The sequence below is a fragment of the Hyphomonas beringensis genome (assembly GCF_000682755.1).
Lineage (GTDB): Bacteria > Pseudomonadota > Alphaproteobacteria > Caulobacterales > Hyphomonadaceae > Hyphomonas > Hyphomonas beringensis.
Window position 1 is genome coordinate 37,971 of sequence record NZ_AWFF01000109.1, and the last position, 15,817, is coordinate 53,787.

The 15,817-nt window shown below is 58.1% G+C and carries 10 protein-coding genes; 4 read left to right on the forward strand and 6 right to left on the reverse strand.

All coding sequences use genetic code 11. From position 1 onward, the window contains the following. Nucleotides 1-17: 17 nt before the first annotated feature. Nucleotides 18-1,691, reverse strand: coding sequence for a sulfatase (locus HY29_RS17690; RefSeq protein ID WP_081811497.1), 1,674 nt, complete (start codon nucleotides 1,689-1,691; stop codon nucleotides 18-20). 74 nt (nucleotides 1,692-1,765) lie between these two features. Here HY29_RS17690 and HY29_RS17695 point away from each other — a divergent pair, with 74 nt between their 5' ends. Further along, entirely contained in the window at nucleotides 1,766-2,143 is a 378-nt protein-coding gene (locus HY29_RS17695) for a hypothetical protein (protein ID WP_034799727.1), read from the forward strand. Nucleotides 2,144-2,164: 21 nt separating this feature from the next. Here the strand turns inward: HY29_RS17695 and HY29_RS17700 are convergent, their stop codons facing one another. Genes HY29_RS17700 through HY29_RS17710 form a run of 3 tightly spaced genes read right to left on the reverse strand, consistent with a single transcriptional unit; the run spans nucleotide 2,165 to nucleotide 8,858 of the window. Beyond that, on the reverse strand, nucleotides 2,165-3,910 hold the full coding sequence (locus HY29_RS17700) for a CocE/NonD family hydrolase (RefSeq protein ID WP_051601772.1): 1,746 nt from the start codon (nucleotides 3,908-3,910) through the stop codon (nucleotides 2,165-2,167). A gap of 8 nt (nucleotides 3,911-3,918) precedes the next feature. Then, nucleotides 3,919-7,035, reverse strand: coding sequence for a glycosyl hydrolase (locus HY29_RS17705; protein ID WP_034799731.1), 3,117 nt, complete (start codon nucleotides 7,033-7,035; stop codon nucleotides 3,919-3,921). Nucleotides 7,036-7,064: 29 nt separating this feature from the next. Then, nucleotides 7,065-8,858, reverse strand: coding sequence for a long-chain-acyl-CoA synthetase (locus HY29_RS17710; RefSeq protein ID WP_034799850.1), 1,794 nt, complete (start codon nucleotides 8,856-8,858; stop codon nucleotides 7,065-7,067). A 315-nt stretch (nucleotides 8,859-9,173) separates the two neighbouring features. Here HY29_RS17710 and HY29_RS17715 point away from each other — a divergent pair, with 315 nt between their 5' ends. The 3 genes from HY29_RS17715 (at nucleotide 9,174) to HY29_RS17725 (ending at nucleotide 13,407) form a co-directional block, all read left to right on the forward strand. Then, complete coding sequence (locus HY29_RS17715; protein ID WP_034799733.1) at nucleotides 9,174-10,589, forward strand: MFS transporter; 1,416 nt, start codon at nucleotides 9,174-9,176, stop codon at nucleotides 10,587-10,589. Then, nucleotides 10,582-12,678 (forward strand): beta-glucosidase, encoded by a 2,097-nt coding sequence (locus HY29_RS17720; RefSeq protein ID WP_051601776.1) that lies wholly within the window; start codon nucleotides 10,582-10,584, stop codon nucleotides 12,676-12,678. The genes HY29_RS17715 and HY29_RS17720 overlap by 8 nt, the downstream gene beginning before the upstream one ends. A gap of 66 nt (nucleotides 12,679-12,744) precedes the next feature. Beyond that, the gene (locus HY29_RS17725) at nucleotides 12,745-13,407 is read left to right on the forward strand and encodes a TetR/AcrR family transcriptional regulator (RefSeq protein ID WP_081811499.1); all 663 of its coding nucleotides are present in this window, start codon (nucleotides 12,745-12,747) and stop codon (nucleotides 13,405-13,407) included. A gap of 43 nt (nucleotides 13,408-13,450) precedes the next feature. Here the strand turns inward: HY29_RS17725 and HY29_RS18735 are convergent, their stop codons facing one another. Together HY29_RS18735 and HY29_RS17735 are read right to left on the reverse strand one after the other, a co-directional pair. Beyond that, entirely contained in the window at nucleotides 13,451-13,786 is a 336-nt protein-coding gene (locus HY29_RS18735) for a hypothetical protein (RefSeq protein ID WP_051601778.1), read from the reverse strand. A gap of 33 nt (nucleotides 13,787-13,819) precedes the next feature. Further along, complete coding sequence (locus tag HY29_RS17735) at nucleotides 13,820-15,535, reverse strand: glycoside hydrolase family 43 protein (RefSeq protein ID WP_034799737.1); 1,716 nt, start codon at nucleotides 15,533-15,535, stop codon at nucleotides 13,820-13,822. Between the last annotated feature and the right edge of the window lie 282 nt (nucleotides 15,536-15,817).

The following is a 15,817-nucleotide window of genomic DNA, read 5'->3' on the forward strand; positions in this document are numbered from 1 at the left end:
ACCGATACCGGGCGATATCAGTTTGCCCACCAGACATATTCATCACCATCTACGGCAATCTCTGCACCGGTCTTGTCGATCGCGACAGGTGTCTCGATTGTGTAGGGATAGAGTACCGGAACGGCGCCCTCCTGATGCTTGCGTATCAGGGCTTCCAGCTCGGCAAGTTTTTCTGGTTCGCGCTGTGACAGGTCACTTTGTTCTGTAGGATCATCCGCGAGATTAAACAGCCAGGTCTTTTTCTGGCGGCCATCGACTTGCAGCTTCCAGTCGCCAGCGCGCACCACCTGATAGTAGCCACTTTGCCAGTAAAGGGCGCCATCGGCGCGGTCGAATTCACCTGATCCAGTGGCAAGAGGCAGAAGGTCCAGTCCGTCAATTTCGATCCCGTCAGGCGGTTCGGTGCCGGCGGCTGCGGCCAGTGTCGGCATGACGTCAATATGCGCCACAGGAGTCTCAACGACCGTGCCTGGGGCAATGCGCGCTGGCCATTTCATGAAGAGGGGAACGCGAATGCCACCCTCAAACAGAGTGATCTTCCACCCTCTATAAGGCTGGTTGATGTCGGGTAGGCCGATATAGCCCGCGCCGCCATTGTCGCTGGACAAGACGATGATCGTGTTGTCGGCGAGACCTTCATCTTCCAGCTTGTCCATGACCTCGCCTACGCTGCGGTCAATGGCTCTCACCATGGCGGCATAGACCCTTAAGCGGTGAGGCTGGATATCGCCCACTGCGTCGTAATCCTCTCGCGTAGCCTGCAAGGGTGTATGCACGCCCCAATGCGCTAGATAGAGGAAGAAAGGTCGGTTCCTGTTGGCTTCGATCACCTTCTTGGCCTCATCCGTCCAGTAGTCAGTCAGATATCCGCCGGGTTCGAACAAATCCCCTGAATTGTACGAGGTGGCATACTGCGCGCGCGCCCACAGGAATTTGTCGATTGGGTCAAAGTCCAACTCGGCATTCACCACGTCTGGGTCATCCTTGGGCAGATAGAACATGTTCTCCATATTCAGGCTTTCATAGAAGCCCTGAGATATGGCGCGGGACTCCTCATTCTGCCCCAGATGCCATTTGCCGATATGAACGGTATGATATCCTTGCGCCTGAAGAACCTCGGCCAGGGTGACCTCCGTTCCTGGTAGGCCCTGTTCTGCATAGGGAAGAGCTGTCTTTGCTGCCTCCTTGTTGTAATCAAGCGGGGGAAGTGTGCCGCGCGCCTCATCATTTGCAAACATTGATACAATACGTCCCATACCTGCCGGGGTCGGGGTAAACTCAAACCCTGTCCGTGTCGGATATCGGCCGGTCAGCAACATGGCTCGTGAAGGAGCGCACGTGCCGCTACCGGAATAGGCCTGAGAGAAGATCGCGCCTTCGCGCGCCAACCTGTCGATGTTCGGCGTCGGGACCAGTCCTCCGGCAACGCCCCCTCCGAAGGTGGAGATGTCATTGATTCCAAGGTCATCAATCAGGATGAAGACGATGTTTGGGGGACGGTCCTGAGCGGGCTCGGTGGCTGTTTCAGGCCCCGCCTGCCATGTTATCGTTTGGTTCGGCGCGACGTCCATCCTGTCCCGACTGGTAACAAGCTTCAAGATGATCGCCTTGCGATTGAGATAGGTGAGGCTAACCGCGCTTGTAAGAATGATTGCCAGAGCCGTGCACATTATCAATAATCTGTTGCTCATAGGGGCCCTCGCAAATATATTGACACATTAAATGTCAATAGTAGCGTGAGGCGTCAAGAAGGGGAGGAAAGAATATGATTTGGCTGGGACGTATATGTACGGGGCTTGTGTTCCTGTTTTCACTGATGATGGCGGGAATGGCCTTCGTGTCACCGGACCGCATGGCGGAAACCTTGGGGCTCGGCGCAGTAACAGGGCTGGGACAAAACACAGTGAGGGCAGATATGGGGGCCTTTTTCCTGGCGAGCGTTATTGGCGCTGGCGGGGCTCTGTTTAAAGGCAGGATAACCTGGCTTTGGCTGCCAATTATGCTTTACGGGCTCGCTGTCACGGGGCGATTTCTTGGGCTTGTGGTCTCCGGTGTGCCGGAAGGTGTGGCGCAGCCCATTATCATCGAACTTGTGATCGTGGCGCTTTCGGTGATTGGCCTACGGTTCTCCCGTCCGAATTGACCCGTCAACGCCACTAAGCGATCACCTCTTTACTGTCGGCAGATTAACCGATCCGCCATAGAGCGTCTGGCGGGCGATGGCTGGGGCGGCGATTTCGCTCCAGACGCCGGACTTGTTTGGATGCGGCGGGAAAGCGGGAAAGTTTGAGGACGAAATATCCAACCTCAACCGTGAGCCCGGGGATAGTGTCCAGTCAATCGGGACAAGGTCGAAGGCGAGAGCGGTGCCAGCGGCTGCTGAAGAGGGGCGGTAGGTCTGTATGTCGTCGCGAATGTTGAGCACGCGGCCATCCTCGAAGACTTCTGAGATTTTCACTGTGAAAGCGGTTTCGGGTGCATCGGTCTGAACGTCGAGTGAAACCTCGATGCCTCCGGCGATGTGAAGTCCGGTGTCAAAGGGCTTGCTCAGGAATGAGAGGATGTCATCTCGTTCGCATGCCGTCTGGCCCTGGTCAGCAATGGCTGGTGGGGCGATGTTCGGATTGAGCAGGAAGGCCCCGCCATTGGTCTCGACTGGGTTCGCCGGGTCGTAGGTGTATTGCGCCACGGCCTCAGACGATGACGGAGCGGTCTCATCGAGGCTTCCCCCGCACGTCGCGGATCGGTCGAGCTGAGACAGGTGGAGTTGAAGCGGCTGGCGTTCGGCGGGAGGCCAGGAGGATGCAGTCTCCCAGCGGTCGGCGCCGTTTTCATAGTAGATGACGGGGTGTCGCAACGTTTCGGGGAGGGGAACGCCTTTCAGGTGATGGTCGAGCCAGGCGAGGGTCGTCTCGAACCCCTGGAAGCGTTTGTCAGTATAGTTCAGCTCATTGGTTAGCCCGCCATGCTGTCCGGGCTGGATCAGAAGAAGGCTGTCGGCGCGGTTCGGCAGGTCGTCCACCCGGTTCAGGGTGCCTTCCAGGAAGAAGTCATGCCAGCGGGCAATCCAGAGCACGGGCACTTGGACGGAGAGATAGGACTGGTCAATCTGGCGGTAGAAGTCCTGCTGCCAGTAGGGATCGGTCCTGTCGGGGTGGGCGATATAGTCCGCATAGGACGGCCAGGCGCCCATGAAGAGGTCTTTTGGGGCATCCTTTGCCGGGCGCACAGGGACAACGGTTTCCAGCCACTGTTCGGTGGCGTCTTCCTTGTCTTGTAGGGGATGAAAGATTTCCGCAGACCAGAGCCCGGCAATGCCCTGCGTAAAATGGCTCCCGCGATAGACCATGTCATAGAACCCGCCATGCGAGGTTGTCGGGATGATTGTCTTCACCTCAGGGGGCAGACGGTCCGCAACGGCCCACTGGACCAGTCCGAGATAGGAACCGCCGACGAGGGCAATCTCGCCGTTCTGGAAGTCCTGCTCTGTCAGCCAGTCGAGTGTATCGGTGCCGTCATCGGCTTCATGTTTCAGCGGGTACCACTCGCCTTCGGATTCGCCTTGTCCGCGAACGTCCTGATGGACGCAGGCATATCCGTATCTGACGTAATAGTGGCAGGTCAGGTATTTCTGGAACTGGTAGGCGTCGCGCACAAGGAGCGTTGGCCAGGGGCCGTCGCCGTCAGGTGTGTAGATGCGGGTCGACAGTTTCGTGCCATCCCGCATGGTGACCCATTCTGTCTCGACAGAGAAATCCGTATTTCGAAAGGCAGGGCGCGGGCCGATCAACTCCTTTGTGAAATGGTCGATCGCCCTTCGGCCCAGCGTCTGCCGGAAGGCGAAGCCGGTCATGGTGAGAAGGACGACAAGCGCCATCGCGCCGACGAGAATTTTTTGCCAGAGTTTCATGTCTCGTCTTACTCGCTGTCAGTGGGAATTGGCGGCGTTTGCGCTGACGCCAGGAAGTCGAGCTGAACAGGGCCGAAGAGCCCCATTGGCGCGAGCTCCTCTTGTTGTGGCAGGACCTGCTCGAGGAGTGGCACGCCCGCGAGCGCCTTGCCGACGAGTTCATTGCGCCTCGGTGGTTTGATGGTGAGCACCAGCGTGTTGCGGCCGGGCTGCAGAGCGTCGCCGAGATCGATCGACATGGGGACAAGGCCTGCCGGCGGAAAATCCTTGCCGTTCACACGAACCTGAACCACGCCCTCGACACGGCCAAGAGAAAGCCTCGTCCGGCAGGGGCAGGGCGCGGCCGTCTCAAGCTCAAATGCCGTTGAATAGATGAGCGGCTGATCGGCATGCCTGAACCCTTCGACGGTTCGAAGGTCCCGCAGTGATGTCTGGTCGTCCAGCGTGAACCCGCCAGATTTGATCGTCCATGGGCCGCCAATCTTTATCGATTTGAGGATCGCGCCCGGCGCAGGGCCAGTGCCGGAGATCGCCTCATCAGAGAAGATCAGGAAACGAGACTGAAGGCCTGCTAGGTCGACCTCATACGTGCCTGTCTCTGTTGGGGCAGCATCCCATGCAATGCCCCTAGCGGCGTCGAACCAGTAGGCATGGGCATGTTTACTCGCAGGCACGGCGATGGCGGTCCGCCGGTCGCGCGACTGGTTGACGAGAAAATGAATTTCTGTCCCGGCGGTGAGATAGCGGGCGTAATGTCGGACTGCCTCGTTCTGGTCGAGGAGCAGCGCCGGGGCCAGCCAGTCGATAAGCTCTTTGGGCCTTGATGGCCGGCCACTTGAGGCGAGCGCTGCAGCGGTTTGGGCAATCCAGGCGTCGTTCTCTTCGAAGTTCAGGAAGCCGGGCTGGCGTCTTGGGGGGGCGCCCCAGATGGTCACCCGATCTGCCATGTCTGCTGTCTCAGTCAGGGTGGCGAGCGTCGTGCGTTCGATCCAGGGAGCGTCCGCAATCAGGATGCGCACACTTTCATCTGTAGCCGGATCAAGACGGGCGATGCCATCATCGTTGATCCAAGACCAAGTTACGCCGGCTTGGTTCAATTGCTCGATCAAAGGCCGGACCTGTTCCAGCCAGCGCAAGCGCGGGTCGATCAGGTCTTCCGGAGCGCGGTCCGGCAGCTTGCTGAAGGGAATGCTGATCGGCTCGTCCCGCTTCGCCTGCGATTCGCCGGGGAGGGCCCCCATGAACAGGAACTCTTCTGAAAAGACGTCGGAATCCTCGATCTGATGCGGGAAGCCAAGAAACGGATAGTAGATGAAAAGGTCGGAGCGTTGATGGCCCGCTTTCAGAAGCGACTGAGCGCGCGTGATGTAGGCATTCATTTCGGGCAGCACTTCCCAGATCGGAGAGGCAGGCCCGTAATTGCCCGAGAAATTGCTGTCATTCTCCGGCCCGGAGAAAGGGTACCAGCCCAGATCGCCAAACTCTTCTTTGTACGCGTCATCGTGCGGCACATAAGGGATGCCGTGATAAATGATCTGGTTCACGCCGCTCAGGAAAAGCTTGTCGGCTGCTGCCTTTATTTGCGCCGGAGAGACGGCATAGGCGAGCTTGTACCACACAAAGGCCTCGGCCGAGACAACCGGCCTGCCATAGATTTCCGCGCCTGAAGTCGCGAGCTTGAGGGCGTATTCCGAGCCACCCGCGAAGAGCTGCTCGGTCTCAGGCATCGTGTTCTGCCCCATGGCCGCCAGGACGTCGAAATCAGATCCATATGTCTGCGCCTTTGAGACAAGGCCCCGTGCTTCTGCCCAATCCGCACTGGCCTTGGCGAAGCGCTCAATGATCAGATCTGACACCGTTTTCTGATAGTCGTGGCGAATCCGCTCATCATTTTGGTCCAGATGGAAGTCGGGCGCAGGTTGTTGGCGCCCAACTTCTGTCAGGAAGAAATTGTCGCGGGCTGGGATGAAGATCGCCGGCAGATGGGGCGTGAGGTCATATCCACGGCGCTTGCGGAATTCTTCAAGGATGTCGACCGAGCCGAGCCGATCCAGCTTGAACTCGAGACTGTCATTGAAGAAACCCATGAAGGGGTCGCCATAGAACTCGTCCAGTCCTGTGCGTGCGCCATAAGCATAGCCATAATGGCCAGAGACGATGTCCGCATCGAGATGATCGATAACATAACCGCTCTGCTTCGACGCGATGAGCGTCGGCGCTTCGCCAGCCGGCTGGGCGTAAATTGCCATAATCGCCCAATCGCCATCCGGCGCGTCCCAGTTGATCCGGCCGTCATCGACAAAGCCCGTAAGCTGCACCACGGACTGGGGTACAAGACTAACGGTGTTGGTCACGTCCAGCGGATTGGATGCATGCTTGCCATCCCTCACTTTGGCGGCCAGCACAGCCAGTAATTGCCGCTCCTCAGGGACAAAATTCGACAGATCTGCGCCGAAGAAGATCTCTCCGACAGCCATCGCAACGTCGTTGTAGCGGGGCTCTGGTGCGGGCAGGTCAATGTCGATCAGGCGGCCGCCTTTAACGTGCTTTTCGGCGTAGCGGATTTCCTTCATACCTTCGGTTACCGGAACTTCTGGGCCGCCAGCGGGCCAACCGCTGAGATGGTTCAGGTAGACCTGCATGTCCAACTGCCTGGCGCAGGACATGACTCGGCTTAGCGTCGTGTAGTAATCTTCGCTGTCGAAGCTGTTGATGCTGGCCTGCCAGGTCTCGTCCTCAATGATGGCGAGGCCCGCATTGAAAGGCTGTATCTCGACCCCGCCAAAACCGGCATCATGCAGGTCTGCCAGCTGGGTGCAGGCCGTATCCGCGTCCACGTCGCCGCCAGGCCACCACCAGCGCGTCCACGGCCGGGTCTCGCTGTTGAGCAGAGCATCGTCGGCGAAGGAGGAAATTGACTGGGGATTGTAGAGTTGCGGTGGCGCCTGCGGCGCGAAATCCTCGTCCAGATATGCTGTCAGCGAGGATGGGGCAGGATCAGCCGCCGGCGGCGTCATTGCCGACTTGATGCGCTGCTGGGTCAGGAAATATCCGGCCACAGCGGCGCAGACTGCCAGTCCAAGGAGGACGGCAAGTCCGATACCGGTCCATTTCAGAATGCGCATGATCTATTCCTCCTCGCCGGTCTCCGGCATCAAAGCCTGACCGTTCCCGCCTCGATCTGTTCAATGTCTGCGGCTGTTATGGGTCTGTAGGTTTCGGCTGAAGGATCAATGATCCACACATCCTGATGTCCGGGCGATGGCAAATAGGCCTGGCGCACGAGATCGACCTTGCGAAATTTCATCGTGCCGGTGACTTGAAGGTCGGGAAGCACGCGCAGGAAGACCGGTCTGGCATAGGCTGGCAAGGCCTGCATGACGTGCCGGTAGAGACCATCCATGTCCGGGGCACCGGACACGGACATGGCGGCCATTCCTGCCCGGCCCTCGGCGTGCGGAACTTCCACACCGTACACGTTGGGCATCGTGACGAAGTCGCACTTTGCCAAGACTTCCTCAACCTCGCTGGTCGACACGTTTTCAGACTTCCAGCGAAATGTATCGCCTAGCCGGTCGACGAAATAGAAGTAGCCGTCTTCATCCTGCCTCAGCAGGTCGCCCGACCGGAACCAGGCATCCCCATGTTCGAAGACGTTCCTCAGGACCTTCTTCTCGGTCGCGGCTTTCTCGTTATAGCCATCAAAGCGCCAGCGGGAATCGGCCTCCTCGATCTTTCCAACGGCTTCGCCCGGTATCCCAGCGGGCACCTCACGACAAAGCCCCTCGACGGTGCGCCGAACCTCGGCGGTTGTCGGATCGACATCGATCAGACGGACGGGCATGCGGTCCTTGATAATGGGCGGAATCCTGCCAACTGCACCCGGGCGCGAATCGAGGTTGATCAGCGAGATGTTGCCCTCGGTAGAGCCATAGAATTCTATAATCTTCTTGAGGCCCGTGCGGGCGGTGAACTCCGTCCAGATATCGTGCCGCATGCCGTTGCCGAAGGCGCACCGCAATTGGTGATCGCGTTCCAGTGGGGAAGGCGGGTTCTTCATGAGATAACGGCCAAGTTCTCCCACATAGACGAACATTGTCGCCTTGTAGTCGTGCACATCCTGCCAGAACTGGCTCGCTGAGAATTTACGGCGCAGGACGACAGCCGCACCGCTCAGGAGGGCCGTCCCCACACCGCAAAGCCCGGTCGTGCCGTGATATAGAGGGAGCGTTTCATAGATGCGGTCGCCGGGGCCAGCGCCGGTCGCATCGATGAAGCCCGACATCATCGTGAGACAGCGGGCGTGGCTCATCCTTGCCGCCTTTGGCAGGCCGGTTGTGCCAGAGGTGTAGATAAGAAGCGCGATGTCCTTGCCCGTCAGCCCCTGCCGCGCGGACCACGCCGGACGATGTGCCGGCAGTGCTGCGAGGGCCTCCTCGGAAAGGTCGCCCCTGCCAAGGATGCTATGCGTCACCGTGCTGTCGAGTTCTGATTGGATGTCGCTGACGGCGCTGCTGAGCGCGGCATCACTGATGACGGCATTTGAGCCCGCTGTTCGCAGGCAATGAAGAAGTCCGTCCCCTTTCAGATTGTTGTTTATCAGGGCCGCGATGATGCCGAGCTTTGACAGGCCGAACCAGATAGCAATGATGTCCGGATGGTTCTCCAGAAACAGGGAGGCCGTATCGCCTTTCTTCAGGCCTGACGCCGTCGCCCAGGCCGCAAAGCGGTTCGCGCGTGCTTCAAGTTCGGCATAGGTGAGTGTCTGTCCCTCAAAGAAAAAGGCAGGGTTTCCCGCATGCCTGTCGAAACTGGCTTCCAGCAGGTCGGGAACGAGGATGTCGGCCTCCGGTCCGAAGGCCTTCGTTCGGTTGTCAATTTTTTGCAGGCCTGAAAGATAGATGAAGTCGCTTTTCAGCCTGTTCCATAAGCCAAGTTTGCCTGTCATCAGTGCGCCTTCCGGTTCAATAGCGACCAAGGTGCATTTTTCTGAGCCGCGGGATTGTCCAGAGGGCTGCGCCACCAATCGTGTCTATAAGTCTCAGAAAATAATAGCAATTTCTGTTTCCCTCGCAGTGGGTAATTTAATTCCATTTGGCATTTTTTTTAAGTGTCTAATGCGGGAAATGGGGGTTTGTCCAGCGCATTGGGCTTGATTTAAATTCCAATTGGAAACATTTTGCGCCGCAACCAAGCGGGCGCTGCACGTCGGCGCTGATACGAAACAGGGGAGGATTGAAATGGCGACATTGGGTGGCCTGCGATGAGCATGCTCGACCAGCATGGATATGCGGCCCGTTCTGCACCTCAGCTCGGTTTCGGCCGACGACTCGGCTTCGGGGTCGGTGATTTCGGGATCAATGTTTTTTGGAACATGACGAACTTGTTCGCCATGTTCTATTATACCGACGTCATCGGCATATCGAACACGACGGCCGGTCTGATCATCTTCGGCGCCATGCTCTGGGACACGATCACCGACCCGGTTATCGGTGTCGTCGCTGAGCGGACGAGGACCCCTGTCGGGCGTTTCCGTCCTTATCTCTTCATCGCTGCAATCCCGCTGGGGATATCCTTTGCGCTCATGTTCAGCGTTCCGATGGCTGCAACAGGGGCTGCGGCGACCTTCGCATTTGCCACTCAACTGATCTTCCGGACATTCTATACGCTGGTGGGCGTACCCTACAGCTCGCTCTCGGCACGGATGACCCAGGATTCGGATGAGCGGGGCGCGCTTGCCGTGCACCGGATGATGTTTGCGACAATCGCCGGCATCGTGATCGCTGCGTTCACACGCGATGGCGCCGCCGTGCTGGGCAATGGCGACCTGCATGACGGATTCCGTAGCGTCTCTGTGCTCTATTCCTTCATCGGCGTCGCAGCCATTCTCGTCTGTGCCATCTCCACCCGTGAGCCATCGCCGGGAGAACCGGGCGGCGAGATCAGACCAGAGCCGCGCATCCGGGATATACTGCGCATGCTGAGGCATAACTCGGCCTTCTGGACCGCTTTCGCCATCATCCTGGTTGGAATGAGCGGCGCGACGATCTCCAGCAAGGCGGTGCTCTACTATCTGAAATACAATCTCGGCGCCGAGGAGCTGACAGGCGTCACTTTGCTGGCGGTCGCGGTGACGATCATGCTGGCAGTGCCGTTCTGGGGCGCGCTTTCAAAGCGCATTGGCAAGCGCCAGGTCTGGGCTTGCGGCTGTGCGATAGCCGCCATTGCAACCTTGTCTCTCTGGTTCAATCCTTTCGAGTCGCCCGTTTCAGTGATCCTCATCCTGACATTTGGCGCTCTTGGATCGTCGGCGAACTATTTCAGCACCTGGTCCACTCTGCCTGACACGGTCGAGTTCGGGGAGTGGAAAACGGGTATCAGGTCTGAATCCACGATCTTCGGTGCCGTTGCCTTCGCGCAGAAGCTCGCGCTCGGCTTTGCGACTCTGATCGCTGGCCTTCTGCTCGATGGGTTCGGATATGTGGCCAATGCCGAGCAGACGCCGCTCGCTCTGACCGGCCTCAAGATCATGATCTCGATCATCCCCTTCTGCACCGCCATCATCTGTCTGGTCCTGGTGCTCACCTACCGCCTCGACCAGCAGTTCCATGCCCGGATTGTCCAGGAAATTGCGCGGCGTCGAGAAAACAACCCAGTTGAAAGTGAGCAAGATGCGTAACCAACATTCCGACTTTAACGAAACCCTGGATGACCAGCTTGAGAAGGAGCTGGACGACATCATAGATCAGCTGACGCTGGAGGAAAAAGTCTGGATGATGTCCGGACACGATTTCTTCAAATACTTCTTCGGCGAAGATAATCGCCAGTTCGGCCAGCGCACCTATCAGGCTGGAAGTGGCTGCGAGAGGCTCGGAATCGACCCCCTATTGTTCAGCGATGGCCCACGAGGTGTCAGAAGCAAGCGCCCGACTACGACGTTTCCGGTCAGCATGGCGCGCGGCGCGACGTGGGATACAGAGCTGGAACGCCGCATCGGAGATGCCATGGGGATCGAGGCGAGGGCGATCGGAGTGAGGTTGTCTGGCGCCATCTGCATCAACCTGCTTCGCCATCCGGGTTGGGGGCGCGCCCAGGAGACCTATGGTGAGGACCCGCATCTGCTCGGTGAAATGGGCGCCGCGCTCTGCGAAGGCATCCAGGCGCACAATGTGATCGCCACGGTAAAACACTATGCCCTCAACAGTATCGAGAACTCCCGCTTCAGAGTGAACGTCAAAGCCAGCGAGCGAGTGATGCGTGAGGTCTATCTACCGCACTTCAAGCGCGTCCTGGAAGCCGGGTGCGCTTCAGTCATGAGCGCCTATAATAAGGTGAATGGCGACTATTGCGGTCATAGTCGGCACTTGTTGAGGGACATCCTGAAAGAGCGGTGGGGCTTCAAGGGCTTCGTCCATTCCGACTGGGTCAAAGGGGCCTATGGTGCAGACGCCGCCGAGGCAGGACTGGATGTAGAAAATCCCGAGCCGATATTTTTTGGAAAGAACCTGATCACGGCCGTCAATGAAGGCGAGGTGTCGCACTGGGCGATCAACGATGCTGTGCGTCGTATCCTGCGGACCCAGTTCACATTCTGCCGTGCTGAAGACGATCGCGCTTATGGCGAGGAAGACATTGCCTGCGAAGCGCATCGGCAGTTGGCGCGGGAAGTCGCCGAAAAGAGCTTCGTCCTCCTCAAGAATGACAGTCTGCTTCCGCTCGAGGCCTCCAGACCCATGACAATCGCCTGTTTTGGCCCCCTTATGGACGTGGCGAACCTTGGCGACCATGGGTCCAGCAGGACGATCCCGCCTTATGTCTTCACACTCCTGGAAGGGCTGAAAATCCGGGCCGGCGATCACATCCGGATCGTTCATCATGACGGCACAGACCATGAGCGTTCGCGCGCGCTTGCCCGCGAGGCGGATGTCTGCATCGTCGCGGCCGGCTTTACCTGGGAAGATGAAGGCGAATTCATCCCCGGCAATGAGGCCATGGAAGGTCTCGATAGCGAAAAGAAGATGGACTCGCGCGGCGGCGACCGGGATCAGCTTCGCCTGCTCGATCGCGATGAATACCTGATTGACCGGATCTGTGCTGACAATCCTAACACGCTGGTTGCGATCATGGCGGGAAGCGCCGTGACGATGGAAACCTGGAAGCACAAGCCCGCGGCCATCATGATGGTCTGGTATCCCGGCATGGAAGGGGGCACGGCTTTCGCGCGTGTGGTATTTGGCGATGTGTCGCCGAGTGGCAAACTCCCGTTCACGATCCCGCAGGATGAGCGCGACCTGCCATTCTTTGATCCGAATGCCGACGAGATCGAATACGACCTCTATCATGGCTACACATTGCTGGCGGAATCGCAGAAAAAGGCCGCGTTCCCATTCGGGCATGGCCTCAGCTATTCGAGCTTCGACTATGGCGCGACGAGAAAAGTAACTGCCGGGGGCAAGATCCACTTTGAGGCCGAAGTCACAAATACTGGAACGTGCAAGGCCGATGAGGTTGTCCAGTTCTATGTCGGCTTCTCAAGCAGTCAGATTGACCGGCCTGCCTTCCTGCTGAAAGGCTTCAGGCGGGTGTCCCTTGCCCCCGGAGAGGTGGCCGTCGTACGTTTTCAGATGGACAGCTCTGACCTTGCCTATTTCGATGAGGCGTCCGGTAACTGGGCCATAGAGGCGATCGACTATACAGCCCATATCGGCCCTGACAGCGTGAGCGCGCTTAAGCAGGGTGTTGCTTTCCGGGCAGACGAGATTGTCTAGCGCAGCGGCTCGTTATACCTACCTTAGAAGTAAGCTACATCATTGATGAAGCCTTGAGCGACCATAATGAGTAAAAATAAGGACGAGATGGCGAACTCCAAGGCATCTTCCAAACCCAAGGCAAGAAAACCGGTTCAGGCACGGGCTGCTGAAACGCGCGCCCGGATTCTCGACGTGGCTTATGAGGTCTTTGCCGAGAAGGGCTATGACACGGCCAATACACGCGACATCGCGGCGGCGGCTGGCGTCACCCACACAACTATCCGCTATCACTTCGGTTCGAAGGATGAACTTTGGCGCGAGACGGTTCGGCAGATGTTTCAGCGCGCCGCAGAAGAACTCGCTTTCTCAACGGCTGAGCAGGACCTGTCGGCCAAGGATCGGCTGAAACTGTTCTTGCGCAAGTACATCTATTATTGCGCCCGCAATACCAACCACGCGCGGATCATGATTGCTGAATCTGTGCGGGGGGGTGAGCGGCTGGACTGGATGGCGGAGAATTTCATCCGCCCCAGCCACGAGACGATCAACAAGGTTTCCAGCGAACTTCCGGCCGAACGTCTATCCGGGGTTTCGTCGGTTTCCCTGCTCTACATCGTCGTCGCCATGTGCCAGCTTCCCTTTGTCCTCTCGAAGGAAGTCAAGTCGCTGTACGACATCGAGATGACATCGACGGACGCCATAGAAGCGCATATCGAAGCCGTCACATCGCTGCTTTTTGCCAAATAATTCGGCTTTCAAGCTATGCGTGCTCCGGCCTCGCCATGCTCCTTTATCCGTCGGAATTGATAGCCTTAAACGCCTCCTCCGCCTCCGCGATTCTTGCGTCAGTGATTCCACCGTCGGAATATGGCTGAAGCTGACGGAGGCTCAGGGCTTTAAACTGATCGAAGGCCGCATGGTCTGTCAGCGTCGGAAAGATGCGATCGAGTACCTCTTTGGCCTGCGGATCCGATACAATTGCCGCAATCGGAGAGTTGGCAGAAAAATGCTCTTGTGTTGCTTCCAACGCGCTTTTGTCAGTGTCTCCCGTGTCTCCCGTGTCGGCCATGGATGGCATGCTCGCAAAGACGAGAGCGCCGAGAATGAGACTAAGTCGTGAATACATGATGTTGCTCCTCTATATGTTGGAATGGTCTGATCAGCGCGGGTCAGCCTCGGCATAGAGGCCGAAAGTTGCGCCAACGAAGCCGCCAGCGACCCGGGTTGAGAGCATCTTGCCGTCGAGGCCTGTTGCGAGTTCTGTCCACGCAGTGCTGCCAGGCGCGCGGAAGGCAAAATCGTATTTGTCCTTTCGCGCTGTGATCTTCAGCTCAGCTGTTTTGCCTGAGAAGGGCGCGGCTGCGATGATGTCTCCTTTGGCGGGAGTATCGGCGCCCTCGCGTTTGCGCAGGACGATTTCGCACATTCCGTCTTCTGAGACCGTCAGGCCGAGCGCGTAGAAATAGTCGTCGCTCTGAAGGATGGCGAGGCCGGCCTCGTCACCTGGATTTTCGGGGCTGAATGTGACCTGCGTGGTGGCGACAGCATTCTGATGCTGCTGGCGGCGGCCGAGATAGGAGGGCTGGGTGCCGGAGCCAAGCTCGACAGGGCGCGCTTCAAGCTCAAGGGCGCCGTCTTCAAGCGTCCACCAGTCGGATGCCGGCACACGCAGCGTCATCCAGTGCAGTGGCAGCTCATCTTCGTCAAAGTCTTCGCGGAGCGTAAAATTGCCGGACATGGGAGCGTGCTCGCCGATGCTGCCGAGAGGCGCCGGGCGGGTGTCCATCCTGTAGTGCACCTCTTCCTCGCCTTCGAGAATGACCGGCCAGCCATCCTTCCATTCGACCGGCATCAGGAAGGTCTCGCGGCCAGTATTGTAGAAGTCGCCTTCATAGGGGCGCACGCCGAGGAAGGTCGCCCACCAGTCGCCATTGGCATCCTGGACAAGATCAGCATGGCCGACAGACGTGATCGGGTTTGGCCGGTCTTCCGGCAAGTGGCGCTGGGTTAGGATGGGATTGTTTTCGTAGGGCTCGTACGGCCCTGTCAGCTCCTTGGAGCGGAGGACGACCTGCGAATGGCCGACCGCGGTGCCGCCTTCGGCTGCGCTGAGATAATACCAGTCGCCGACATGATAGATGTGCGGGCCTTCGATCCAGAACGGCTTGTCTTCAGGACGCACGCCACCATTGATGAGAACGATTGGATCCGAGATGGACTGGAAGTTTTCCGGGTCGACCTGCCTGAGCCAGATGGCGCGATGGCCGTCATAAGTGGAGCCGCCGGGCGGTGCATCATTGTTCATGATCCAGACCGAACCGTCCTCCTCAAAAAAGAGCGATGGATCGATCCCGCCGACTTCAGGCAGCCAGATCGGGTCTGACCATGGGCCCGCAGGGTCGGTGGCGGTGACCACGAAATTGCCGCCGCAGAGGACACAAGTCGTGGCGACGTAGAATGTGCCGTCATGAAACTTGATCGTCGGCGCGAAGACACCGAGCGAAAGGCCAAGCCTGTCAAAGTCGAGCATGTCCTGCCGATCGATAACGTTGCCGATCTGCTCCCAGTGAATGAGGTCCTTGCTGTGAAAGACGGGGATTCCGGGGAAGTAGGCAAAGGTTGAATTGACGAGGTAGTAACCGTCCGGACCACGGGTGACGCTTGGGTCGGGATAGAAACCGGCGATTACTGGATTGAGATAGCCCTCGGCCGGCGGACCGCCGCTAAAGGCTGGATCATCGCCGGTATATTCGAACCAGTCGAATGACGCCGTGAGCGCTTTGGGCTTATCGGTCATTTTATCTTCGGACGAAGCAGACAGGCAGGCTGCAAGCGCAAGCGGAACGATAGCCGCGATGATGACTTTCGGGTCCATGCAACACTTCCCTCCCTGAGAAGAACGGCACTTTTATCTTGCCTCGACGAGCAAATAAATTCCGTTTGGAATTTTTTATTGTCTAGAACGCAGAATAGGGGCTTGTCCAGCCCTATGAGTCTCATCCTCAGCCCCCGTTTTCGGCGCCATTTTTATAGGGACGGCAATTTCACCTTGCCAAAAATAATTCCATATGGAATTTAATTCCAATCGGAATGTAAAAGCATGAGCGCATAGTTGTGCAGGTTCCGGTGGGAGAGAAGCCACGTCCGCCTCAGGGCG